Origin of the sequence: Streptosporangium sp. G11, from assembly GCF_051192615.1 — a bacterium.
Classification (GTDB): domain Bacteria; phylum Actinomycetota; class Actinomycetes; order Streptosporangiales; family Streptosporangiaceae; genus Streptosporangium.
Genome location: NZ_JBPJUQ010000022.1, coordinates 80,978 through 104,605 on the forward strand (window position 1 = coordinate 80,978; position 23,628 = coordinate 104,605).

19 protein-coding genes are annotated in these 23,628 nt (G+C 73.2%); 13 read left to right on the plus strand and 6 right to left on the minus strand.

Going from position 1 to position 23,628, the window contains the following annotated elements; all coding sequences use genetic code 11:
* Positions 1-108: 108 nt before the first annotated feature.
* A complete protein-coding gene (locus ACSDR0_RS21705) occupies positions 109-1,446 on the minus strand; it encodes a hypothetical protein (RefSeq protein WP_435290685.1) in 1,338 nt (445 codons plus the stop codon).
* 144 nt (positions 1,447-1,590) lie between these two features.
* Positions 1,591-3,348, minus strand: coding sequence for an acetyl/propionyl/methylcrotonyl-CoA carboxylase subunit alpha (locus ACSDR0_RS21710; protein WP_435290686.1), 1,758 nt, complete (start codon positions 3,346-3,348; stop codon positions 1,591-1,593).
* A 348-nt stretch (positions 3,349-3,696) separates the two neighbouring features.
* On the opposite strand from ACSDR0_RS21710, the gene ACSDR0_RS21715 reads away from it, so the two are divergent.
* Positions 3,697-3,969 carry a WXG100 family type VII secretion target gene (locus ACSDR0_RS21715; protein ID WP_329090315.1) on the plus strand — a complete coding sequence of 91 codons (273 nt, stop codon included), beginning with the start codon at positions 3,697-3,699 and terminating at the stop codon, positions 3,967-3,969.
* A 104-nt stretch (positions 3,970-4,073) separates the two neighbouring features.
* Here the strand turns inward: ACSDR0_RS21715 and ACSDR0_RS21720 are convergent, their stop codons facing one another.
* Positions 4,074-8,678: an FtsK/SpoIIIE domain-containing protein gene (locus ACSDR0_RS21720; protein WP_435290687.1), complete on the minus strand. Its 4,605-nt coding sequence runs from the start codon at positions 8,676-8,678 to the stop codon at positions 4,074-4,076.
* Positions 8,679-9,240: 562 nt separating this feature from the next.
* Here ACSDR0_RS21720 and ACSDR0_RS21725 point away from each other — a divergent pair.
* The 12 genes from ACSDR0_RS21725 (at position 9,241) to ACSDR0_RS21780 (ending at position 20,520) form a co-directional block, all read left to right on the plus strand.
* Complete coding sequence (locus ACSDR0_RS21725) at positions 9,241-9,942, plus strand: hypothetical protein (protein ID WP_435290688.1); 702 nt, start codon at positions 9,241-9,243, stop codon at positions 9,940-9,942.
* Position 9,943: 1 nt separating this feature from the next.
* Positions 9,944-10,765 (plus strand): hypothetical protein, encoded by an 822-nt coding sequence (locus tag ACSDR0_RS21730; protein ID WP_435290689.1) that lies wholly within the window; start codon positions 9,944-9,946, stop codon positions 10,763-10,765.
* Entirely contained in the window at positions 10,762-12,063 is a 1,302-nt protein-coding gene (locus ACSDR0_RS21735) for a CpaF family protein (protein WP_435290690.1), read from the plus strand. The genes ACSDR0_RS21730 and ACSDR0_RS21735 overlap by 4 nt, the downstream gene beginning before the upstream one ends.
* Positions 12,060-12,947, plus strand: coding sequence for a type II secretion system F family protein (locus ACSDR0_RS21740; RefSeq protein WP_435290691.1), 888 nt, complete (start codon positions 12,060-12,062; stop codon positions 12,945-12,947). Before ACSDR0_RS21735 ends, ACSDR0_RS21740 begins: the two co-directional genes overlap by 4 nt.
* Positions 12,940-13,875 carry a type II secretion system F family protein gene (locus ACSDR0_RS21745; RefSeq protein ID WP_435290692.1) on the plus strand — a complete coding sequence of 312 codons (936 nt, stop codon included), beginning with the start codon at positions 12,940-12,942 and terminating at the stop codon, positions 13,873-13,875. The genes ACSDR0_RS21740 and ACSDR0_RS21745 overlap by 8 nt, the downstream gene beginning before the upstream one ends.
* A 2-nt stretch (positions 13,876-13,877) precedes the next feature.
* Positions 13,878-14,129: a hypothetical protein gene (locus ACSDR0_RS21750; protein ID WP_344750273.1), complete on the plus strand. Its 252-nt coding sequence runs from the start codon at positions 13,878-13,880 to the stop codon at positions 14,127-14,129.
* The gene (locus tag ACSDR0_RS21755) at positions 14,116-14,631 is read left to right on the plus strand and encodes a TadE/TadG family type IV pilus assembly protein (protein ID WP_435290693.1); all 516 of its coding nucleotides are present in this window, start codon (positions 14,116-14,118) and stop codon (positions 14,629-14,631) included. The genes ACSDR0_RS21750 and ACSDR0_RS21755 overlap by 14 nt, the downstream gene beginning before the upstream one ends.
* The gene (locus ACSDR0_RS21760; RefSeq protein WP_435290694.1) at positions 14,622-15,050 is read left to right on the plus strand and encodes a TadE/TadG family type IV pilus assembly protein; all 429 of its coding nucleotides are present in this window, start codon (positions 14,622-14,624) and stop codon (positions 15,048-15,050) included. Before ACSDR0_RS21755 ends, ACSDR0_RS21760 begins: the two co-directional genes overlap by 10 nt.
* A gap of 236 nt (positions 15,051-15,286) precedes the next feature.
* Positions 15,287-15,694 carry a pilus assembly protein TadG-related protein gene (locus tag ACSDR0_RS21765; RefSeq protein WP_435290695.1) on the plus strand — a complete coding sequence of 136 codons (408 nt, stop codon included), beginning with the start codon at positions 15,287-15,289 and terminating at the stop codon, positions 15,692-15,694.
* Positions 15,695-15,746: 52 nt separating this feature from the next.
* Entirely contained in the window at positions 15,747-18,734 is a 2,988-nt protein-coding gene (locus tag ACSDR0_RS21770) for a hypothetical protein (RefSeq protein WP_435290696.1), read from the plus strand.
* A 173-nt stretch (positions 18,735-18,907) separates the two neighbouring features.
* Positions 18,908-19,558, plus strand: coding sequence for a hypothetical protein (locus ACSDR0_RS21775; protein WP_435290697.1), 651 nt, complete (start codon positions 18,908-18,910; stop codon positions 19,556-19,558).
* Positions 19,559-19,602: 44 nt separating this feature from the next.
* Positions 19,603-20,520 (plus strand): hypothetical protein, encoded by a 918-nt coding sequence (locus ACSDR0_RS21780; RefSeq protein ID WP_435290698.1) that lies wholly within the window; start codon positions 19,603-19,605, stop codon positions 20,518-20,520.
* Between the two features lie 78 nt (positions 20,521-20,598).
* On the opposite strand, the gene ACSDR0_RS21785 is transcribed toward ACSDR0_RS21780, so the two are convergent.
* The 3 genes from ACSDR0_RS21785 to ACSDR0_RS21795 form a co-directional block, all read right to left on the minus strand.
* Positions 20,599-21,132: a methylated-DNA--[protein]-cysteine S-methyltransferase gene (locus ACSDR0_RS21785; protein ID WP_435290699.1), complete on the minus strand. Its 534-nt coding sequence runs from the start codon at positions 21,130-21,132 to the stop codon at positions 20,599-20,601.
* Complete coding sequence (locus ACSDR0_RS21790) at positions 21,129-22,538, minus strand: AlkA N-terminal domain-containing protein (protein ID WP_435290700.1); 1,410 nt, start codon at positions 22,536-22,538, stop codon at positions 21,129-21,131. Before ACSDR0_RS21790 ends, ACSDR0_RS21785 begins: the two co-directional genes overlap by 4 nt.
* A gap of 95 nt (positions 22,539-22,633) precedes the next feature.
* Entirely contained in the window at positions 22,634-23,575 is a 942-nt protein-coding gene (locus ACSDR0_RS21795; protein ID WP_435290701.1) for an NYN domain-containing protein, read from the minus strand.
* Positions 23,576-23,628: the final 53 nt, after the last annotated feature.

Genomic DNA, 23,628 nt, shown 5'->3' on the forward strand with positions numbered 1-23,628 from the left:
CGGCTTCCGCGACGGCGACGGGCGCGCCCCCCGGAGGGGGGACGCGCCCGTCGCCGTTCTGCTCGTTCCAGCCGTCAGCCGCCCAGCCGGTCGTCTCGTCGTGGACGACTACCAGTCGCCGCCACCGAAGTCACCGCCGCCGAAGTCGCCTCCGCCACCGAAGTCACCCCAGCCTCCGCCGCCGAAGTCGCCTCCGCCGCCGAAGTCGGTGCCGCTCTCCGCGCCGCCGCCGTAGCCGCCGTATCCGAAGCCGCCGCTCATCATGCTGCCCATCATCGTGCCGACCAGCATGCCGGTCATGACGTCGCCGAAGCCGCCGTAGTAGCCGTAGGCGTAGGGCTGGTAGGCCGGTCCCGCGTCGTAGTACGGGCGGCGCTGGCCGTTGACCATGACCTCGCGCGTCTGCGGCTCGAAGCCGCGCTCGACGGCGTCGGCGTCGGCCGCGCAGGCGGGCACGTCGCGCAGCGCGCCACCGGGCGGGGCCCAGCGCACGTCGCGGGCGGAGGGGCCGTGCTGCGGGTTGAAGAAGCACGGGGAGCGCCGCTCGGGCAGCGGCTGGTGGTTGACGCGCGCCTTCACGCAGGCGAGGGCGTAGCGGCCCTCCTCCAGCGCGGTGGTCACGCCGCGGAACTCGTCGGGGCGCTTGACCGCCGCGAGTTCCACCTTGGCCCGCTCGTAGGAGTCGAGGGCGCGCTGCCAGTCCTGCTGGTGGTCGGCGCCGTCGTTGAGCAGCTTGACGTCGGTGTCGAGGTCGGTGATCTCCTCGCCGAACTTGGTGACGTCCTCGTCGACGGTCTGCTTGACCGCGGCCAGCTCGGCGGCCTCGCGCTCCAGGCGCTGCTTCTTCTTGTTGCGCGAGTAGAGGAAGATGCCCGCGCCGCCGGCCAGGGCCAGCACCAGGATGCCGACCAGCACGCCCCCGCTGGAGCCGCTGGAGGAACTTGAGGAGCCGGAGGAGACACCGGCGCCGGTGGCCGCGTCGTCGGCCAGCTTGACGAAGTTGATCACGTTGTCGGTCGGGCTGGTGGCGGTCTTGGCACGCCCGAGCAGCTCGTCGACGTCGACGCCCTTGATGTTGGTGACGCCGAACGGCGTGGTGCCGCTCATCACCAGGACGGTGGACTTGGAGCCGACGCTCTTGAGGATCGAGCTCAGCAGGGTCCTCGCCTGGGACTGGCTGCTGATCGCCCCATTGGGCAGCAGGGCCACGTAGACGGAGGAGGTCTGGTCGGCCGCGCCGCGCATGGCGTCGACGGCGTCGGCGGGCAGGCCCGCCGCGGGATCGGCGTAGAAGTGGTCCCCGTCCTTCAGCTCCGAGACGATCGCACTGGGGTCTGGCGCCGCGGCGTTGGCCGCCGGGGCGATCATGAACATGGCCAGTAGCCCGGCGAACAGTGCCATGATCGTGGCACCGATACGACCTGGCGCGGCTTTTGTGGTGGTCACGGCAGAAAGCCTCCTTCGTCCTGAAGACGAATGAGTGGACGGCAGAGTTCCCTACCCCTCGACCGTAACCCTTCGCGGCCCGCGTCAGGCACCTCTCGGGCACCCGGTGTGTGATCGTCGTCCCCGCACACCCGGGGGGCGCGCTCAGGTGTCCTTGATCTCGCAGATCGTGGCGCCCGAGGTGATGGTCTGGCCGACCGACGCCGCCAGCCCCGTGACGGTGCCCGCCTTGTGGGCGGCGAGTGGCTGCTCCATCTTCATCGCCTCCAGCACGACGATCGTGTCACCGGCCGCGACGGTGTCGCCGTCGGCGGCGACGATCTTGACGATCGTGCCCTGCATCGGGCTGACCAGCGAGTCGCCGTCCACGGCCTTCTTGGCCACCCGGCCGCCGCCCCGGCGCGGAGCCTTCGAGGCCGAGCGGGCCGCGCTTCCGGCGTTGCCGGCGGCCAGTCCCGAGGGGAGCACCACCTCCAGCCGCTTGCCGCCCACCTCGACGGTGATCCGCTCCCGCTCGCCGGGCTCTTCGGCCGTGCCCAGCTCTCCCTCGTACGGCGGGATGGTGTTGTCGAACTCGGTCTCGATCCACCGGGTGTGCACCGAGAACGGCTCGCCGGTGAACGCGGGGTCGGCCACCACGGCCCGGTGGAAGGGCAGCACGGTCGGCATGCCGCCGATCTCGAACTCGGCCAGGGCCCTGCGTGAGCGCTCCAGGGCCTGGGTCCGGGTGGCACCGGTCACGACCAGCTTGGCGATCAGCGAGTCGAAGGACTGCGGGACGGTCATGCCCGCCTCGTAACCGGCGTCCAGGCGCACCCCCGGCCCCGAGGGGGCGCTCATGCGCGTGATCGTGCCGGGGGCGGGCAGGAAGCCGCGCCCGGCGTCCTCGGCGTTGATCCGGAACTCGATCGAGTGGCCGCGCAGCACGGGATCGCCGTAGCCGAGCTTCTCGCCGTCGGCGACGCGGAACATCTCCCGTACGAGATCGACGCCCGCGACCTCCTCGGTCACCGGGTGCTCGACCTGCAGGCGGGTGTTGACCTCCAGGAAGGAGATCGTGCCGTCCTGGCCCACCAGGAACTCGCACGTGCCGGCGCCGACATAGCCCGCCTCGCGCAGGATCGCCTTGGAGCTGGTGTAGAGCAGGTCGAGCTGCTCGGGCGACAGGAACGGGGCCGGGGCCTCCTCGACCAGCTTCTGGTGGCGGCGCTGCAGCGAGCAGTCGCGGGTGGACACCACGACCACGGTGCCGTGGGCGTCGGCCAGGCACTGGGTCTCCACGTGCCGGGGCCGGTCCAGGTAGCGCTCGACGAAGCACTCGCCCCTGCCGAACGCGGTGACGGCCTCGCGGACCGCGCTGTCGTACAGTTCGGGGATCTCCTCCAGGGTGCGCGCTACCTTCAGCCCGCGCCCGCCGCCGCCGTACGCGGCCTTGATCGCGATCGGCAGGCCGTGCTCGGCGGCGAAGGCGACGACCTCCTCGCTCCCCGAGACCGGGTCCTTGGTGCCGGCCACGAGCGGCGCGCCGACCTTCTGGGCGATGTGGCGGGCCTGCACCTTGTCGCCGAGCGCGATGATCGCGGCCGGCGGCGGGCCGATCCAGGTCAGTCCCGCGTCGATCACGGCCTGGGCGAAGCCGGCGTTCTCGGCCAGGAAGCCGTAGCCGGGGTGCACCGCGTCGGCTCCGGCCTCGGCGGCGACGCCCAGCAGCTTGTCGACGTCGAGGTAGGTCTCCGCGGGAGTCCGGCCGCCGAGCGCGCGGGCCTCGTCCGCCACCCGGACGTGGAGCGCGTCCAGGTCCTGGTCGGCGTAGACGGCGACGCTGGCCAGCCCGGCGTCCTTGCAGGCACGGGCGATCCGCACCGCGATCTCACCACGGTTGGCGATCAGGACCTTGTGCACCGACGTCGTTCCCTTCAGTACGTGCCAGCACGCGCGGACGAGGACTGGCAGGGCCTCCAACGGAGTGTAAGCGTCTCCTGATCGCGAAGAAGGGGTGGGTCCCGGTCCCGGCGACGTCGGGGGAAAGCCCCCGGCCGCTTTCTGCGGTCCTGTCCTTCGCCGCCCTCTCACGTGTCGCCTACAACTTCCTGAATTACGAAAAATCAAGACAATGGAGAACGTTTAGCCTCTCGGCGGCCGAGGGAACGTCCATAGCCGCTCGGCATAACCCGGATACCCCTGTGATCCTTACGCCTATCGTGATTTCGTTTGGCGACTCCCCCCGACACCGATCCGAAGGAGACTGGCATGAGCCAGAACTTGCTCGGCGGCAATCCCGCGGAAATGCAGCAGATGGCCACCCAGTTCACCCAGCAGGCCGACCAGGTCAGGGCCACCGTGGCCGCCCTCGACCGGGAGGCCGCGAAGGTCGGCACCGCCTGGACGGGGCCCGGTGCCCAGCGTTTCAGCGAGGCCTGGCAGAACTACCGCGCCGCTTTCCAGCGCATGTCCGAGGAGCTCGCCGAGGCTTCCCGGGTCATCAACACCTACCGCGGCAATATCGAGTCCGCCACGCGATAGGAAACGGTCCGCCGAAATGCCCCGGTCCCTGAGGGCCGGGGCATTTTCTCATCGGCCACCCGGGACGGCGCGGGAAAACGGAGGAGGCGGCATGTGGCCGCCTCTCACGCGACGGCGGCCTGGACGGGGGTCACCGAGCCCAGGGTCACCAGCAGGCCGCGGCCGGGGGGCCCGCCGACCGCGCCGCGCGGCAGGCGGACGGTGAACAGGTCGCCGTCGGCCGGACTCTGGACCGACAGCAGCAGGCCCGTGCGGCCCTTGCGGGCCTCGGCCGCGAAACCTCGGTAGGCGGTGGTCAGGTCGCCGGTGGTGCCGCCGATGATCATGCCGTGCTCGCCGTCCCTGCCGCTCCGCAGCACCTGCTCCAGCGCGGTGCCCAGGGGGGAGTCGGGGGAGATCAGCTCGGCGTCGTCGACGATCACGACGTAGCGGTCCTGTCCCGCGACGGCCTCGTGCAGGTCGCCGCCCGCGTCCAGTACGGCCAGCACGCCCGGCGTGTCCACCAGCGTGCACAGCGGGCTGCGCCGGGGCGTCACGAGGACCGTGGGGGTGCCCTGGGAGAGCAGCGAGTGGGTGGCGGTAAGCAGCGCCGTGGACCTGCCCGACCTGGGCGGTCCCGCGACGACCGCCGCGGGGCCGTGGGCGAGCAGGTCGACGCCGAGCGGTGCCAGCGAGTCGCCTCCGGCGCCGAGCAGCGCCCACAGCGGGGACGGGGGCCGGAAGGAGGGCGCCAGATCCAGGACCTGCGCCGCGGTGACGCGCATCGGCAGCGCGTCCACCCGCATCGGCGGGTCGGCGGTGATCTCCGGCGCCGAGCGGGCCAGTGCCTGGAGCGCGGCGACCTGCGCCGGTCCCGAGGGGTCGTCGCAGAGCAACGCGACCTGGCTCTCGGTCGTGCCGTGCTCGCCGGTCGACAGCGCGCGGCCCGGCGCGAGGGTCGCGGGCAGGTCCTTGACGGGCAGCCCGGCCAGGCCATAGTCGGAGGGGTCGGCCAGCCGCAGGATCAGCCGGTCGTCGAAGACCGTGGAGATCTGCCCGATCAGCGCGGACCTGTCGCCGGTCACCACGGCCCGCAGCCCCACCGCCGGGCCCTCGCGCAGCAGCTGCATCAGCGACTCGATCAGCCGCCCGTAGTCGTACGCCTCGAACGCGGCGACGAACCCCTCCCACCGGTCGAGCATCAGGACCAGCCACGGCAGCCGCGGCCCGTCCGCGGCGGCGCGCAGCTCGGCCAGCGAGGCGTACCCGGCCTCGGCGAGGAGCTGCTGGCGCCGTCCCACCTCGGCGCGGAGCCGGGTCAGCAGCCGCTCCACCCGGTCGAGCTGGTCGCGGGTCACCACCGCCCCGCAGTGCGGCATGGCCATCAGGGGCAGCAGCGACCCCGAGCCGCAGTCGATCGCGTGCAGGTGGACGTCGTCGGGGGAGGCCCCGGCGGCGATCGCCCCCGCCAGCGTGCGCAGCGCGGTGGACCGCCCGCTGCGCGAGGCGCCCGCGACGAGCAGGTGCCCCCCGTGGGCGAGGTCGAGCGCCAGCGCCCGCCGGTCCTGCGCCCAGGGCAGGTCGGTGATCCCGAAGGCCAGCGGCGGCACCTCCTCCGCCCCCGCCCGGTACGGCAGCCCGCCGGGCGCGTCACCGGGCAGCACGGGCGTCGCCGGGAGGACGGGGAGGGTCACGAGGTCGGGAAGCGGTTCGAGCCAGGGACTCGGCTGCTCGGCGACCCCGGCGAGGCGGGCCGCCTCGACCAGGGCGTCGACGAGCAGGGACAGGTCGGTGACGTGGCCGCTCTCGGCCCCGGCGTGGACCGCCCTGGGGTGTCCCAGGGCCTGCCACCCGACCTCCGTCACCCGTACCCTGACCTCGCCGCCCGAGGCGCCGGGGCTCCGGCCGCCGATCCGCGCGGTCTGCACGGCCGTCGCCGCCCCCGCGCCCGACTTCACGTAGCACCGGCCGGGGGCGGACTTGGGGATGTACGAGGCGTCGGGGCGGCCGATGACGTCCGCCGACTCCGACGCCTCGGTGACCCGCAGGGCGATCCGCAGGGAGGTGTTGGCCTGGATGTCGGCGGTCACCACGCCGCCGGGCCGCTGGGTGGCGAGGATGAGGTGGATGCCGAGCGAGCGTCCCCGCCTGGCGATGTCGACCAGCCCGGTCATGAAGTCGGGCAGCTCGCTGACCATGGCCGCGAACTCGTCGATGACCAGCACCAGCCGGGGCAGCGGGGCCGGGGGCTCCAGGGACGCGGAGGTCGCCGAGGCCGCCGCGCGCCCGCGTGGCGGCCTGAGCTGCGTGCCTCCCCCGGCGACGAGCAGGTCGCGGGAGGCTCGGGCCGTGCGGGCGTCGCGCAGCTCGTGGTAGTCCTCGATGTCCTTGGCCCCCACGGCCAGCAGCAGGCGCTCGCGGCGGCGGATCTCCGCGGCCAGCGAGGCCAGGGCCCGCTGGGTCAGGTGGCCGTCGAGGTCGCTGACCATGCCCACCGTGTGCGGCAGCCGCACGCACTCCTTGAACGCGGCGCCGCCCTTGTAGTCGATGAGCACGAACGTCATCTCGTCCGGCCTGTTGGCCACCGCCAGCGAGGAGATCAGGGTCTGCAGCAGCTCGGACTTGCCCGCGCCGGTGGTGCCCGCGATGAGCGCGTGCGGCCCGTCCCTGCGCAGGTCGACGGAGAACGGCCCCTCGGGGCCCGCTCCCACCACGGCCTCGGTGGCCCGGCCCCAGCGCTCGGTCAGGGCCGCGCCGGAGACCGAGGGCAGCTCCAGCAGGTCCAGCAGCCGCGCGGACTCCGGCAGGGCGAGCCCGGCGTCGTCGCGGCTGACGTCGCGGATCGGCGCCAGCGAGCGGGCCAGCCTGTCGCACCAGGCGGACGTCACCTGGTCGGCCAGGATCTCCCCGAGGTCGTCCAAGCCGCCGCCGCGCAGCCGCACCGTGCCGTCGGCCTCCACGGCGGCGACGGTGGCGCACTCCTCGGGCAGCAGCCGCTGGTCGCCGTCGATCGCCAGGGTGTAGACGCCCGCCCTGGGGCCCTGGCGCAGCACCTGGGGCATGCCCGGCAGGGCGCGCAGCACCTGCGCGCCGTCGAGCACGACCAGCACGTCATAGGGGCGCTCGTCGTAGACGGGGGCGGCGTACGGCTGCTCGGCACCCGTACCGGCGGCTCCGCCCAGGTCGCCCCAGCCGGCCGGGACGCGGCCCAGCTTGGCCGCGGGGCCCGCGGCGGCGTCGTCGCCGAGGCGCTCGTCGATCAGCGCGGCCAGCTCGCTCACCCGGCGGGCGGCGGCCTCGGGGTCGGCGCCGACCAGGGCCACGCAGTCCTCGCCGCCGCGCGGGGCGCAGTGCGGCAGCCAGCGGACCCAGTTCCAGCGCTCCTCGCCGTCGCCGTGCGCGGACAGGACCACGATCGCCAGGTCGCGCGGGCTGTGCAGGGCGGCGGCCTGGCCGACCAGCCAGCGCGCCACCCCGGCCGCCGTCTGCCTGGGCCCGGTCAGGCCGGCGACGCCCAGGCGGCGCATGGCCAGCGCCACCGGCACCGCCTGGCAGGTGGGCGGTACGGGCAGCCGGGCGTCGATCGGCGCGGAGCGCTCGGTGGCGAACTCCAGGTCGGCGGGGAGGTCGGCGAGGCCGACCCGCAGCCGTAGCGCGTCGGGGTCGTGGTCGCGCCGCTCCCAGAGCCGACGCCGGGGGCCGGTCACGGTGAGCAGCACCTCGGCGGGGTCGGGCGCGGCGGCGCGGCGGGCGGTCTCGTCGTCGGCGCGGGCGCACTCCACGGCCGCCTCGAAGACCTTCAGGCGCTGCTTGTACTCCTTGACCCGCTGGCGGTGCTGCTTGCGGCCGTGCCGCCTGTCGCTCCACCACTGGCCGATCATGATCAGTGGTGTCATGAACGCGAACAGCAGGAAGTACCACGAACCGAGGGCGAGGCACATGACCACGCCCAGCGCGGCGGGCAGGAACGCGGTGAGCAGCTGCAGCCGCATGGTCTCGGCCCGCTTGGGCTCGGCCGGCACCTCGAAGCGCCGCGCGCCGCCCGGCGGCCGGAACCTGGGCGGCCGGTTGTAGGCCAGCCCGCCGTCGGGCTGCGCGTCCAGGTGGGCGTCGGGCGGCTCCACCGCCTTGAGGGTCAGCACGGTGCCGCCGCAGCTCAGCAGGGCGTGCTCGGGCCAGGGCAGCGGCCCCTCCAGGGGGTCGCGGTCCAGCAGGGGGGCCGTGCCGTCTCCGGGTTCCACGGTGATGGCGTCAGGGGTGAGCCGCACCACCGCGGCCCGCGCGGGCAGCCGGGGGTCGGTCACGGCCACCGAGCAGGCGGGGTCGGAGCCGATGGTGTGCACGCCCAGGCTGAGACGGTGCACCGACCCGGCGGCGGGCCCGCCGATCACCCGGATCTCCACGATCCCGCCGGGCTCCTCGGCGAGCGTGGCCACCGCGAGGGAGCGGTCGAGGGTGACGAGGTCGCCGTCGCGGAGCAGGCCGAGCACGGGGGCGGCGGGGTCGAGGGGGCGGCCGTCCATCCACAGCGTCGGGGGCTCGGCCCCGGCGGAGTCGCGGTCCAGCCCGTACGGGGCCTTGCTGCGCGTCAGCCGCACCACGTTGCTCGGCCGCTCACCTCCCTGGCCCGCCAGGGACTCCGCGAGCCGTGCCACCGTGGTCGTTTCGTCGCCCTCGACCACGACATCGCGGTCGGCGTGCTCGCTGAGCACGGTGAGCATGATCCGCATCGCCGCTCTCCTCGGGTCAGGCCCCTGATCCACCGTACAGAGTGAAAACCGTCCCGGAGGGAGTGTTCGCGGCAATGTCGTGGCTCGCGACCGGTATGTGGAAAACGGCAAAACCTGTGGATAACTGTCCGGGGGTGTTGACCGGTTATGCCGCCCCAGGTGGGGATTTGGTGACGAGAGGGCTTCGGGGGGGTGACCTGCCCGTGAGGTGAGGCTGTGGAAAACCTGTTCGGAGAACCGAGGGGAGCCGGGGGGCGCGGTCCGGGGCCGGATCCCGCCCGCCTTCCGCTCCGGACTGGGGGACGCCGGACACGGGAATGAGGGGTGAAAAAGCTGGGGTGATTGGTACGAGAGTTAATTACCGTCCTTATCACCCGGATAAGTCTCCTGTCATCTAGCCAAACGGCCATTTTCTTCTGAAGTGGCGTTGACAGACGTGTTCCTATCAAACGAGCATGGGTCCTGGCTTTTGTCCGACAGCCCGTCGGCATGGTGCGCATAATGGCGTAAATTCGACCAGTAGTTCCCCATATTTATGATCACTCTGGGAGTCCCCCTACCCATGAGGACCAGTGAGAAGCCAACGGGCCGCGTCCCGGTGAACGCCGAGCGTCAGACCTCGGCGGGCACCCTGTCAGGCCCGGCGTCGCGCAAGCTCCCCGTGCCCCCACGCGAGCGCAAACCCGCCCTCGCCGCCCTCGCCGTCCTCCTCATCCTGGGCGGCGCCCTGGCCACCACGCTGCTCGTCCTGCGCAGCGGCGACCGCGTCTCGGCGATCGCCATCTCCCAGCAGGTCGGCGCCGGACAGCCCTTCACCGAGGCGATGCTGCGGGAGGTCCAGATCGCCGACACCGGCATCGGCTACGTCGCCTGGTCCCAGCGCGCCCGCGTCACGGAGAACTTCGCCCGCGTCACCCTCATCCCCGGCACGCTCCTGACCCGCGACATGGTGGTCTCCGCCAGCAGGGAGCTCGGCCCCGGCAAGGCGCAGGTCGGCCTCTCACTCAAACCCGGCCAGACGCCGGGCACCCTGGAGCGCGGAGACCGGGTCCAGGTCGTCCACGTGCCGGCCAGAGGCGCGGGCACCGACCGGGAGAGCCGGGTGCTGGCGCAGAGCGCCCTTGTCCACCAGATCGGCACGCCGGGCAGGACCGGGGCGAACGGCCTGGTCACCATCATCGTGGACAGTTCCATCTCACCGGAGATCGTCGCGTACGCCTCCACCGGCGAGATCGCCCTCGCCGAGCTGCCGGGAGCGCGCTGACGTGGCGCTCATCGTGCTGGCCGCCGACAAGGGCGCGCCCGGCGTGACCACGGCGGCCACCGCGCTCGGCGCGATCTGGCCGCGCCCGGTGCTGCTCGCCGAGTGCGACCCGGCGGGCGGCGACATCGCCTACCGCCTGCCCGCCGCCGACGGCGGCGTGCTCAACCCCGCCAGGGGCCTGCTCACCCTGGGGGCCACGGCCCGCAGGGGCCTGCACCCCGACCAGATCCACGAGCACACCCAGAAGATCATCGGCGGCCTGGACGTGCTGGCCGGGCTGACCCACGGAGAGCAGGCGTCCGGGCTGACCTGGCTCTGGGGCCCGCTCGGCCGGGCGCTGGCCACGCTGCCCGACGCCGACGTGCTGGCCGACTGCGGGCGCCTCGGCGGGCACCCGCAGCTCGCCGAGCTGACCGCCGAGGCCTCGCTGGTGGTGCTGTTCACCAGGGCCAGCCTCGACCACGTCGCCCACCTGCGCGAACGCCTGCAGATCATGCCGCGCGAGCCCCAGGTGGGCGTGGTCGTGATCGCCGACCCCCGCCAGTACCGCACGACCATCGAAGAGGTGCGCCGGATCGTCATGGGCACCGGCAGGCACGTCGCGTTCGTGAGCGGGCTCGCGCACGACCCCAAGGGCGCGGAGCTGCTGCGCGGCCAGTGGGGCGGGCGCCTGGACCGCTCCCTGCTGATCCGCACCGCCAGGGAGCTGGGCGGCCGCCTCGACGCCCAGCTCCGCGCCCAGGAGTCCGCGGAGTCGGCCTACCGCGCCCGGGAGCAGGCCGCCCGCTCGCCCGTCGAGCCGTCGAGCGGAGCGAAGCCGTGACCATCGACCACACGCTGGTGAAGCGCTTCCGGCAGGACGTCGGTGACAGGCTGGCCCACCAGCGCCGCCTCGACCAGGCCAGCGGCCTGCTGCCGATGACCGGCGAGGACGAGCGGCAGTTCGCCCGCGCCCTGATCGCCCAGATCCTGGAGGAGTTCGCCCGCGGCGAGATCGGCGTCGGCAGGACACCGCCCACCGCCGAGGAGGAGGAGGCGCTGGCCGCGGGGATCCACGCGGCCCTGTTCGGCGTCGGCCGCCTCCAGCCGCTGCTCGACGACCCCGAGGTCGAGAACATCGACATCAACGGCTGCGACCGGGTGTTCGTCGGCTACGCCGACGGCCAGGAGCTCATGCGCGAACCGGTGGCCGAGTCCGACGAGGAGCTGGTCGAGCTGATCCAGATCCTCGCCGCCTACAGCGGCCTGTCCAGCAGGCCGTTCGACACCGCCAACCCCCAGCTCGATCTGCGCCTTCCCGACGGCTCCCGCCTGTCGGCCGTGATGGACGTGACGGTGCGCCCGTCCATCTCCATCCGCCGTTCCCGGCTGGGCAAGGTTTTTCTCAGCGATCTCGTGGGAAACGGCAGCCTGACCCCGGAATTGGGGCGTTTTCTCTCGGCCGCGGTGGCGGCCAGGAAGAACATCATGATTTCCGGTTCGACCAACGCCGGGAAAACGACCTTGTTGCGCGCCCTCGCCAATGAGATTCCGCCGTCCGAGCGGCTCATCACCGTCGAACGCGCCCTCGAACTCGGCCTCGACCAATTTCCCGAGCTCCATCCCAACGTGGTCGCCTTCGAGCAGCGGCTCCCCAACTCCGAGGGCCAGGGCGAGATCACCATGGCGGAGCTGGTCCGCCGCTCCCTGCGCATGAACCCGTCCCGGGTGATCGTCGGAGAGGTCCTCGGCGACGAGATCGTCACCATGCTCAACGCGATGACCCAGGGCAACGACGGCTCGCTGTCGACCATCCACGCCAACTCCTCGATGGAGGTCTTCAACCGCATCGCCACCTACGCGCTCCAGGCCTCGGAGCGCCTGCCGATCGAGGCCACCCACATGCTCATCGCGGGCGCGATCGACTTCGTGGTGTTCATCGAGAAACGCAACGACTACGCGGTGGGCGGCAGGCTGCGCCGCTTCGTGTCGAGCGTGCGCGAGGTGGCCGGGGTGGACGGGCGGGTGCTCTCCTCCGAGGTGTTCGCCATGGCGCCCGACGGCCGGGTGATGCCGCACGCGCCGCTGTCGTGCCTGGAGGAGCTGGCCCACTTCGGCTACGACCCGGGGGGCTGGGCATGACCTCCCTCCCGCCGGGTCTGTTCGATCCGCTGGTGCTGCTCTCCGGCCTCGCGTTCGGCGCCGGGCTGTTCCTGCTCTTCCTCTCCCTGTACGGGGTGAGTCCCAGGCCCTCCACCCCCGGCAGGACGGCGGGCAGGCGCGCGTTCCTGCGCGCCCTGTCCACCCGGTCTGCGGTGGGGGTCGTCGCCGGGGTGGTCGTGCTCGTGGTGACCGGCTGGCCGGTCATGGCGGTGGGAGCCGTACTCCTCGCCGTGGCCTGGCGGGGCCTGTCGGGTGGCGCCGCGGAGGAGCGGACCGCGATGCGGCGGCTGGAGGCTCTGGCCGCCTGGACCGAGTCGCTCCGCGACACCATCGCCGGGGCGGCCGGCCTCGAACAGGCGATCCCGTCCTCGATCCGGGCGGCCGCCCCCACGCTCCGCCCGCACCTGCGGTCCATGGTCGACCGCCTGCACACCAGGATGGCGCTGCCCGACGCGCTCAGGCTCTTCGCCGACGAGCTCGACGACCCCTCCGCCGATCTGGTGGTGGCCGCCCTCATCCTCAACTCCAAGCTGCGCGGCCCCGGCCTGCGCGACGTCCTCGGCGCGCTGGCGGTGTCGGCCCGCGAGGAGCTCGACATGCGCCGCCGGGTCGAGGCCGAGCGCCGCTCCACCCGCCGCAGCGTGCAGATCGTGGTCGGTACGGCCGTCGCCTTCGCCGTCATGCTCGTCGTGTTCAACCCCTCCTACGTCGAGGAGTACGACAACACGCTCGGCCAGGCCGTGCTCGTGGTGGTCGCCGGGCTCTTCGGCGCCGGGTTCGCCTGGATGCGCCGCCTGGCCCGCTTCGACAAGCCCGCCCGCCTGCTCGGCCTGCCCTCCGGAGGTGAGGTACGCGATGACTGAGGCGCTGCTCGCGGGCTCGGTGCTCGGGATAGGCCTGTTCCTGCTCTTCAGAGCCCTGTTCCCGGCCCGCCCCGGCCTGGTGACGCGCCTGCTGGCACTCGACGCCGCCAGGGAGGGTACCGACGCGCCCCGGGCGCGGCTCATCCTGCCCGACGAGGAGGTCAGCGCGTTCCGGCGCGGCCTGGGCGAGCGGATGGCCCGCTTCTACGCCGCCAGGGGCTGGGAGGCCCGCTCGGCCAGGGCCGACCTCGCGCTGCTCGGCAGGTCGTTCGAGGGTTTCCTGGCCACCAAGGTGCTGCTGGCGGTCTCCGGGCTGCTGGCGTTCCCGCTGCTGGTCGGCTGGCTGGTGCTGATGGAGTGGGGCATCTCCCTGACCGTCCCGCTGTGGGCGGCGCTCGCGGTCGCCGGGGTCTTCTTCGTCCTGCCCGACCTGCAGGTCAAGCGGGACGCCTCGCGGATGCGCCGCGACTTCCGGCACGTCGTCGGCTCCTTCCTCGACCTCGTCGCGATGAACCTCGCGGGCGGGCGAGGGGTGCCGGAGGCGTTGATGATGGCGGTCTCCGTGGGAAGCCCCGGCCCCGACGAGGAGGGGGCCAACTGGGCGATGTCCCGCATCCGCGAGGCGCTCGGCAACGCCAGGATCGTCGGCATCACCCCCTGGCAGGCCCTCGGCCAGCTCGGTGACGAGATCAACGTCGACGAGCTGCGCGACCTGTCCGCCGCGCTCGGCCTGGTCGCCGACGACGGCGCCAAGGTCCGCTCCTCCCTCACCGCCCGCGCCGCGACCATGCGGCGTCGCGAGCTCGCCGAGGTCGAGGGGCAGGCCGGCGAGCGCTCCCAGTCGATGCTCGTCGCCCAGCTCCTGCTCTGCGCGGGCTTTGTGATCTTTCTGAGTTTCCCGGCCGCTATGAAGATGTTGGGGTCCTGACCATGCTGAGCCATCCGTGGATCGTCTACGCGGCCGCCGTTCTGAGCGTCCGGATCGAGAAGGCGCGCAGTGCCCCCACCCGGGGCGCCTCCGCCGTCGAATGGGTCATCATCACGGCCATCATCGCCGGGGTGGCGCTCGGACTCGCCACCCTCATCAAGACCCTCGTCGAGGGGAAGCAGGCCGAGATCTCCAACCAGTTCGGCGGAGGCGGGGGCGGCGGGGGCGGGGGCGGCGAACTTGGAGACCCGTGACCGTGCGCGACACCGCGACCGGAGGAACCGGGAGGGCGGACCGCGGCGCGGCGGGCGCTCCGGCGACGGAGACCGAGGCGGTTCACGCGGCGGTGAGCACGGTGGCGAGCGCGGAGCCACGGTCGTCGAGCTGGCGATCATCATGCCGGTGGTGCTGGTCGTCATCCTGCTCATCGTGCAGTCCGCCCTCTGGTTCCACGGACGCCAGATCGCCGACGCCGCGGCCAGGGAGGGGGCGCGGCTCGCCCGGGTCGACACCGAGTCCTGGCAGCAGGACGCGGAGACCCGCGCCCAGGAGCTGATCCGGACCGTCGGGCCGAAACTCCTCGAAGGCGCCACGGTCACGGCCTGGGAGGAGGGCGACCAGCGGGGTGTCGAGGTGACCGCCTCGGCGGTCCAGGTCGTCCCGCTGCTGCCGTCCACCACGTTCACCGTCACCGCGCGCTTCGGCGGTCCCATCGAGTGCTTCCGTCCCGACGACGGGAGCGAAGGGTGCGAGTGATCTCCTTGACGTCCAGGTCGGCGCGCGGGGCCCGGGACGACCGCGGGTCGCTCAGCGCCGAGACGGTGCTGCTGGCCCCGGTCTTCCTGCTCTTCCTGCTGTTCCTGGTGGGGGCGGGAAGGGTGGTGGAGGCCCAGGGCGAGGTCAACGGCGCCGCCAGGGACGCCGCCAGGGCCGCCTCCGTCGAGCGCACCCTGGCCGACGCCGAGGCCGCCGCGGACGAGGCTGCCCGCGGAGCCCTGTCGGGCGAGTGCGAGCCGGAGGTCAGCCTGTCCGGTACGACCTGGAAGGAGGGCGGCCAGGTGCACGCCGAGGTGACCTGCTCCCTGGACCTGGAGTTCCTGGGCTTCGGCGCGGCCAAGGACATGAAGGGCGACTCGGTGGTCCCGCTGGAGCAGTTCCGGAGGGTCGAGGAGTGAACCCCGTGGATCCGTCCCCGCCCGCCCCCCGTGCGCACCGGAGCCTCGCGCGCCCGCCCGTGGCGCGGAGAGGACCCGTGCGCTCCCCGGCGGGCGGGAGATCCGCGCGCTCGCGAACGGCGTGGCGAAGGTCCCTGCGGCCGCCCGCGGCGTGGCGGGTGTCCGGGCGTCCGGTGCGCCCGGCCGCGGGGAGAAGATCTCGCGGGGAGCCGGGCGGGCTCGGCGAGCGGGGGTCGATGTCGATCTTCACGGTGATTTTCTCGGTGGTGGTGTTCCTGCTGGCCGGGCTGCTCGTCGACGGCGGGGCCGCCATCAACGCCCGGCTGCGCGCGGCCGACGTCGCCGAGCAGGCGGCCAGGGCCGCCGCCGACCAGATCGACGTCGAGCACCTGCGTGCCACCGGCCAGGCCCGGCTGCTGGGGGAGGGGGAGACGTGCGCGAAGGCCGAGGAGATCGTCTCCGCCCACGGCGGCGGCGACGTACAGCTCGCGGCGTGTGCGGTCGGCGGCGCCCAGGCCGAGGTCACCGTGAACGTCTCCGTCACCTGGAAGGCGTTCTTCCTGGCCGCCTTCGGCTTCCCGGGATCGGACATGGAGGCCGAGGCCACGGCCGGGCCGGACATCGGGGAAGACCAATTGCCGTGAACCGCTGGCCCACCGGTTGACCGACGACGAATCTGGACGGGGAGGGAGACGAATGCCCACGCGACAGCCCGCGCGCATCAAGGCCAGGCGCACACCGGGAGACCTGCTGGCGGGCCTCGGTGCGCTGGTCGTCCTGGTCGCGCTCATCGCGGGAGTCCCCTACGCCCTGTTCCGGCTGGCCGGGCCGCCGCTCCCGCCCGAGCTGCTCAACCTCGACCTGCTGACCAGCCAGGTGGGTACGAGCACGATCATCGCGATCCTCGTGCTGCTGGTCTGGCTCGCGTGGCTGCAGCTGGTGGTCTGCGTGCTGGTCGAGATCTACGCCGGACTGCGCCGGGTGGGCATGCCGGCCCGGGTGCCGCTCTCCGGCGGCACGCAGATGTTCGCCAACCGGCTGGTCTCGGCGGCCATGTTGCTGTTCACCGTCTCGGCGGTGGCCCTGCCGATCGCGAAGCTGACCAGCCTGCCGCCCGCCGGTCCCAGCGTCGTCTTCACCGGGCTGTCGTCGACGTCCGGCCCGGCCGTCGACGAGCGGGCCGAGCTGGAGCCGGTGCAGAAGGCCAAGAAGGTCTACGTGGTGCAACCGCCGCACGGGCGCCACCACGAGAGCCTGTGGGAGATCGCGGAGAAGTGCCTCGGCGACGGGCGCAGGTATCCGGAGATCTACCGGCTCAACCAGCACAAGGAGCAGCCCGACGGCAGCCGCCTCCACATGGCCGACCTGATCAGGCCCGGCTGGGTCCTGGACATGCCGGACGACGCGCGCAACATCCACATCGTCCCGGCCTCCCAGCCGCGCGACGACACCCTCAAGGACCACCGGGACAAGCCCGTCGAGCTGGACGGCCGTACCCAGAACCTCACCCCCGGCCGCGCGGACCTTCCGGCGGAGCCCGCGCCCGAGGTCTCCGACCCCCGAGGCAGGTCCGACGAAAGGGCCGGTGACAGATCCGGTGACAGGGCCGGCGCCGACGGGACGCGGGAGACCGGCCCGGCACAGGAGCGCAGGGACACCTCCCGCGACCCGGCGCCCGCTGAGCGCGCCCCGCACACCGCGCCCGACAGCATGCCCGACACCGTGCTCGACACCGTGCCGGAAAAGGCGCCCGACACCGTGCCCGACAGCGGGCGGCAGGACCCCGGGCAGGCGGAGCGGCGAGACCCCGCGGCGGTGGCGGAACCCCCCGACAGCGGGCGGAGCGCGGGGCAGGACACCGGGCTGGGGCTGCTCGACTACCTGGCGGGGGGCTCGCTGGCGGCGGCGGGACTGCTGGCGGCGCTCGGGCGCAGGCGCAGGCAGCAGCTCTGGCACCGGGCGTTCGGGTACCGGATCACCCGGCCCAGGGACGACGCCGCCCAGGCCGAGCTCGCGCTCAGGCTCGGCGCCGACGCCCCCGGCAGCCGGATGCTCGACGTCGGCCTCCGGCTCCTCGGCAAATCCCTGGCCGCCCAGGACCGCGTCCCGCCCACGATCTACGCCGCTCACCTGTCGCCGCAGACCCTCGACCTGTGGATCCACCCGCCCGACCCCGAGGCGCCCGCGCCCTGGACCGCCCACGACGGCGGTCAGGTCTGGCGGCTTCCCGCGCACGAGGGCCGGATGCTCGACGAGCGGGCACTCGCCGACGCGCCCGCCCCGTACCCGGGACTGGTCTCGCTCGGTTCCAACGGCGAGGGCCGGGTGCTCGTCGACCTGGAGGCCGCTCACGGGCCGATCAGCATCAGCGGCCCGCAGACCACCGCGGCGCTGGCCGCGCTCGCCGTGGAGCTGGCCACCAACCGCTGGTCGGACCGGATGCGCGTCACGCTGGTCGGCTTCGGCGAGGAGCTGACCGTGATCGCCTCCGATCGGATCAGGTACGTGGGCAGCCTGGCGGAGGTCCTGCCCGAGCTGGAGGCCGGGGCCGGAGGGCGCGATCACGGTGGTGAGGTGCTCACCGGCCGGATCCACGGGCGCGCCGCCGACCCGGTCTGCACCCCGCACTACCTGCTGTCGGCGATCGCCCCCACCCCCGAGGAGGGCCGCCGCCTGGCGCTGCTCGCCAGGAAGGGCGTCAGGACGGCCGCCGGGTACGTCATCGCGGGCGAGGTGCCGCACGCCACCTGGAACTGGACGATCACCGAGGAGGGCCGTGCCGAGGTGGACGCGCTCGGCTTCGACGTGGCCGCGCAGCTGTTGCCCCGCCGCCAGTACAGGGCGCTGATCGACCTGTTCCTGGCGACCGAGCGGTTGGAGGGCGAGCCGCTTCCCGACGAGCCGGAGCCCGTCACGCACACGCCCTCGGTCGAGGTACGCGTCCTCGGCCCCGCCGAGGTCGTCGGCCCCCCGCCCATGGAGGAGGGACGGGCCGTGATCGCCGTCGAGATGGCCGTCTACCTGGCGACGCACCCCGGCGGCGTCCACCCCGTGGTGCTCGGCGGCATCCTCTGGCCGAGGGGCGTGCAGTCGGTGGTCAGGGACGCCACGATCGCCAGGGTCGTCGCCTGGCTGGGCACCGACAGCCAGGGGCGGCCCAACCTCTACGCCGACGAGTCCGGGCGGCTCCGGCTCGGCCCGGAGGTACGCACCGACTGGATGCTCTTCCGCGACCTCGTCCGCCAGTCGCATGCCAACCCCGCCGGACGTCCCGCGCTCCTCGAGCGGGCACTGGGCCTGGTACGGGGCCCGCTGCTGAACGGCCGCCCGCGTGGCCGCTACGCCTGGCTGGCCGCCGACGACCTGGAGTACAACGTGACCGCGGGCGTCGCGGACGCCGCGCACCGGCTCTGCGAGGTGCGGCTGGCCCGCGGCGAGACCGACCAGGCCGTGGCGGCGGTGCGCGCCGGGCTGCTGCTGGCCGCGGACGACGAGGGCCTCTGGCGCGACCTGCTCCGGGCCACGCACCTCACCGCCGACCCCGTCCGCCTGCGCGCCGTGGTCGACGCGCTGCACCGGCGGGCCGCCTCCCACCCCTACGGCGGCGGGATGGCACCCGAGACCGAGGCCCTCATCGACGAGCTGCTGCCCTCGTGGCGGATGCGCTCGGCCCCGACGGCATGACGGGCCGGGTGGGCCCGCGCCGTACGCCGGAGGGCCGGGGTGGGAGGAGCCGCGTGACGTCGTGGGACGACGAGATCGAGCAGGAGGAGAGGGGGAAGGGGGGCGAGGGGCGAGCCATGCCGAATCGTGCATATCGGTGGTCGCGGCGGGTGGGCGCTCCTAGCGTGATCGGTGTGCGTGTTGTGATCGCGCTGGTCCTGGCCCTCGTCGCGTCGGCGGGCTGTGCCCCGTCGGAGGCGCAGCCGTTCACTCCCGCGGACCTGCCCGCGGACACCTCCCCGCAGGACCCCGGCACCTCCGCGCGGGCGGCGACACCCGGGGTGGAGACGGTCAGGGTCGCGCCGGGGGTGCGGGTGGTGGTCGAGTGGCCCGCCGCTCCCGACGCGGACACGACCGCGATGATCGAGGTTCTTCGCGACTACTTCGCCGGAGCCTTCAGGGCGGTCACCAGCGAGGGCCGTGACACCGGCTACCTCGACGTGGTCGAGCACGACGCGGTCGACGACGCGTCCGCCTGGGTGCGGGGGTTCCTCGACCGGCGCAGGTCGGTGCGGGGGACCGCCCGGCTGTACGCGCTGAACGTCAGCTCGGTCAGCGGCTCGGGCGACGACCGGGGGGCGCAGCTGGACGTATGCGTCGACGAGTCGAAGATGCGTCTCCTCGACTCCTCCACCGGCAAGCCGGTCGCCAGGCAGCCCGACTGGACCAGGAAGCCCTTCCTCCAGGCCGCGGCCATGGGGCGGGCCGCCGACGGGAGCTGGCGCATCAGGCTTTTTCGCCACGCGAAGCTCCCCGACGAGCGAGCGAAGGGCTGTCTCAGATGACTCTCCCCGCGGCCGAGGCCCGGCTCCCACACCGGAGGTGTTTGATGATCGGAAAGGTGATCGTCGCGGGGTTGCTGATGTTCGCCCCCCCTGACACCGGAGGCACGACCGGTGAGGGCTTCCAGGACGGCCGCAGGGCCGGGGTCACGCTGAAGGACTCCCAGATCGTCGTCACCGGGACCGGCCTCAGCGGCCGGAGCGACGGCTACCGGATCAAGCGTCCCTGCTGGTACGAGCCCCGGGGCAACGCCGCCGACACGCTGGACCAGCAGAGGGACGCGCTGCCCGACGCCCTTCCCGAGCAGGAGTGGCAGAGGCGGAAGGAGGCTCTGGAGCCGTTCGAGGCGCGGATCGGCCAGGAGGGCACCTGGTGGCAGCGCGCCTACGACGAGTCCGACCCGGCCGCGCTGGCGTGCGTGGCCGCGCTGGGCGAGCCGTACGTGTTCGCGCCCCCGAACACCACCCCGCCCAACGGGATCACCATCGCCGAGCTCGTCGAGATCGCCCGGGCCGCGCTGACCGTGCCCGAGCCGAAGATCGAGCTCAACCCGGACGCCAAGAGCTACGTCAACCTGCCCACCTGGGTCTGGCTGAGCGGCATCGGCGAGACCACCAGGTCCGTCACCGCGACGCTGCCCGGGGTCATGAGCGCCACCGTGACCGCCACCCTGGAGGACATCCAGATCGACGCGGGCACCACCGAGGACCGGGCGGAGGTCAGGGAGGAGTGCGGCCCCGGCGGCAAGCCGTACCAGGAGGGTGCCGAGTTCACCTGCGGCGTGCGCTATCTGAGGTCCTCGGTCGACCAGCCGCGTGATGTCTACGAGCTGGAGGTCACCTCGGTCTGGCCCATCGAGGTCGAGGACGACGTGGTGCCCTTCGCCTACGACCCGGTCGAGGTGGGGGTCACCCGCGACGTCCCCGTGGGCGAGGTGCAGAGCACGGTCAGGAAGGCCGGTTAGCGGCGGCCCTCCTTCCGGATCTCCGGATCCGCCCGGTCCGCACCCGCGACCGGGCGGCCTCCCGGAGAGGAGGACCGGTCAGCGGCTCTCCTCCCGGACCCGCAGCCGCTCGATGGCCGGTGCCCCCTCGTGGGTGAGCAGCCACTGCTTGACCGGGGTGCCGTAGTAGTAGCCGCCGAACCCGCCGGTGGACGGCAGGATGCGGTGGCAGGGGACGAAGGGGGCGATCAGGTTCTGCGCGCACGCGGAACCGGCCGCCCTGGCCGCGGTCCTGGGCAGCCCCGCCCGCTCGGCGAGCTCGGCGTAGCTGATCGTGACGCCCGCGGGCACCTGGCGCAGGGCGGTGAGCAACCGCTGCCGGGTGGGTGTGCCCGGCTGTTCCACCGGCACCGCGTCGAGGGCGGTCAGGTCGCCGTTCAGATAGTCGCGCACCGCCCGCGCCGGACGGCCCAGGTCGTCGGTGAGGGTCAGCCCCTCGGCGCGCAGCTCCGGCGAGAGCCGCGCGAACATCTCGTCCGGGCCGGTGGTGAAGCCCGCGGCCAGCAGCACGCCCTCGCGGGCGAGCAGGGCCAGCGGGCCGATCGGGGTGGTGATGACCTGTGCCTCTATCATTCCGAGCTCCAAAGGTGCAGCGCGGCGTACGCCCGCCAGGGGCGCCACCGCTCGATGTGATCTTCAGGGATGCCCAGGCAGGCCATGGCCCGCCGCAGGCCGAGGTCTCCTCCCGGCCAGGCGTCCGGGTCGCGCAGTGCCCGCAGCGCGATGTAGCCGGAGGTCCACGGCCCGATCCCGGGAACCTCCAGCAGCCCGGCCACCGCCTGCGCGGGATCCTGCGCGCCGTCCAGGTCGATCTCGCCGCCCGCCACCCTCGTGGCGAGTGCCCTCAGCGTCGCCACCCGCCGCCCGGTCAGGCCCAGCCCGTCCAGGTCGGCCTCGGCGAGCTCCTCCGCGGTCGGGAACAGGTGCGTCAGCCCCTCTCCGCCGGTGGGACGCCCGGCACGGGCCGTGACGCGGCCGAGAATGGTGCGGGCGCCCGCCACGGAGATCTGCTGGCCGATCACGGCGCGGACGGCCACCTCGAAACCGTCCCAGGCGCCGGGCACGCGCAGCCCCGGCCGGGCGGAGACGAGCGGCCCCAGCGAGGTCTCGCCGAGGGCCGAGGAGATGGCCTCGGGGTCCGCGTCGAGGTCGAGGAGACGGCGGCAGCGGGCGACGATCCTGGCCAGGTGGCGGGTGTCGTCGACGCTCACGTCCAGCCGTACGTGGCCGGGCCCGGGGGTGAGGGTGATCGTGCCGCCGGGGACGGCGCGGCTGTAGGACGTGCCGTCCGCGTGCTCCAGCCCGGGGATCGCCCTCGCGCCCAGGAACCGCATCAGCGTCGCGGCGTCGTACGGCTCCCTGCGGTGCAGCCGCAGGGTGAGGGCGTCGCCGCACACGCCCGGTTTGCTCCCCGTGGTCGCCCGCAGCTCGCCGGGGGTGAAGCCGTAAGTGTCCTTCATGGTCGCGTTGAACTGCCGGACGCTGCCGAAGCCCGACGCGAACGCCACGTCCACGATCGGCAGCCCGGTCTCGGTGAGCAGCTGCTTGGCCAGCAGCAGGCGCTTGGTCCTGGCCACGGCCAGCGGCCCCACGCCGATCTCCGCGGCGAACAGCCGGTGCAGGTGCCGCCCGGTGATGTGCAGCCGCCCGGCCAGCCGGGTCATCCCGCCGTCGTCCGCCACGCCCTCGTCGATCAGCCGGAGAGCCCGGCCGATCAGGTCGCCCCGGTGGTCCCAGCCGGGATCGCCGGGGCTCAGCTCGGGACGGCAGCGCTTGCACGGCCGGAACCCGGCCGCCTCGGCGGAGGCCGCGTGGCGGTAGAACCGCACGTTGCGGGTGGACGGGGTGCGTGCCGGGCAGATCGGCCGGCAGTAGATGTTGGTGGAGGTGACCGCCGTGTAGAACCGCCCGTCGAACCGGGCGTCCCTCGCGGCCACCGCGCGATAACAGGAGTCGAAGTCGAGCTCTCTCACGGACACGCTGACGACGTTACCCGCGGCGCACGGGGTGCGGCTGGCGGGAATCGGACATGGTCGTGGCGGCCGTGCGCGAGCTCGCCGCGGGCCTCACTCGCTCACTTGGAGGAGACGCCGACCCCGATCTCGAACTCCCGGTAGACGCGGGCCCAGAACCCGTCGCGGAGCCAGACGCGCGCCTCGGGGTACGGGCGCAGGGAGTGGCCCAGCTCCTTCTCCGCCTCGATGAGCAGCTCGGTGTCGATCACGGTGGGAAGGATCGGGCCGGGCAGCAGGTCGCGGATGTTGTCGCGGCCGCGGGTGAGGATCCACTTCTGGGCCACGTGCTCGCCGACCTCCTCGACGCGCGGACGACTCGGGCCCAGCTTGGTGACCTGGCCCGCGGGGACCTTGGGCTTGGCGGCCGTGCGCCCGGCGAAGACCTGGGCGGGGGAGGGCGCGATCGGTGGCACCGGCACCGGCACCGGAGCGGGGGCGCGGCTGAAGAAGGACCGCAGGAAGTCGGCGCTGATGATCTCGACGGTGTCGGACTCCCAGACCAGGCGCTCGGCCTGGTTGGTGCCGTAGGGGGGCTCCACGCCCCACAGGTGGATCCGCACCCCGTAGGCCTGGGCGGCCTCGACGGCGGGGACCATGTCCTCGTCCCCGGCCAGCAATATCGTGTCGCTCACCGCGTGGTGCCTGGCCAGCGCCTCCAGGTCGCTCCTGATCTGCGCGTCCACGCCCTTCTGCTGGCCCCGCGCGTTCAGGTTGCCCAGGCGCACCTTGACCCAGGGCAACTGGGCGATGACCCGCTGGTCGACGGTCGGCACCCGGTCGCGGGCGGCGTCGTACCAGTAGATCCGGAGCAGCTCGCCGTGGATGCGCTGCTCCGCGTGCTTCTGCAACGCCTGGATCAGCTCGTCCGCCGCCACCCGGTACTCCTTGCGCTCCTTGGCGCTCAGAAGCACTTCCCCGGCTGCCGCGTACAGATAGCCGACGTCTACCAGGACGGCGTACTTCGCGGCGATGGGATGTGACGTGAGGTCCAGGATGGTCATGTCGTCCTCCAGGCCTCGGAACTAGCTGATCGGCTGACTATATGCGCCCATTT

What these genes read in the sequence shown, in the direction of transcription:
- ACSDR0_RS21770 (WP_435290696.1), top strand. Translation starts at nt 15,747, where the DNA reads ATGCCCACGCGACAGCCCGCGCGCATCAAGGCCAGGCGCACACCGGGA.
- ACSDR0_RS21745 (WP_435290692.1), top strand. Translation starts at nt 12,940, where the DNA reads ATGACTGAGGCGCTGCTCGCGGGCTCGGTGCTCGGGATAGGCCTGTTC.
- ACSDR0_RS21740 (WP_435290691.1), top strand. Translation starts at nt 12,060, where the DNA reads ATGACCTCCCTCCCGCCGGGTCTGTTCGATCCGCTGGTGCTGCTCTCC.
- ACSDR0_RS21715 (WP_329090315.1), top strand. Translation starts at nt 3,697, where the DNA reads ATGAGCCAGAACTTGCTCGGCGGCAATCCCGCGGAAATGCAGCAGATG.
- ACSDR0_RS21720 (WP_435290687.1), bottom strand. Translation starts at nt 8,678, where the DNA reads ATGCGGATCATGCTCACCGTGCTCAGCGAGCACGCCGACCGCGATGTC.
- ACSDR0_RS21765 (WP_435290695.1), top strand. Translation starts at nt 15,287, where the DNA reads ATGTCGATCTTCACGGTGATTTTCTCGGTGGTGGTGTTCCTGCTGGCC.
- ACSDR0_RS21795 (WP_435290701.1), bottom strand. Translation starts at nt 23,575, where the DNA reads ATGACCATCCTGGACCTCACGTCACATCCCATCGCCGCGAAGTACGCC.
- ACSDR0_RS21725 (WP_435290688.1), top strand. Translation starts at nt 9,241, where the DNA reads ATGAGGACCAGTGAGAAGCCAACGGGCCGCGTCCCGGTGAACGCCGAG.
- ACSDR0_RS21780 (WP_435290698.1), top strand. Translation starts at nt 19,603, where the DNA reads ATGATCGGAAAGGTGATCGTCGCGGGGTTGCTGATGTTCGCCCCCCCT.
- ACSDR0_RS21785 (WP_435290699.1), bottom strand. Translation starts at nt 21,132, where the DNA reads ATGATAGAGGCACAGGTCATCACCACCCCGATCGGCCCGCTGGCCCTG.
- ACSDR0_RS21750 (WP_344750273.1), top strand. Translation starts at nt 13,878, where the DNA reads ATGCTGAGCCATCCGTGGATCGTCTACGCGGCCGCCGTTCTGAGCGTC.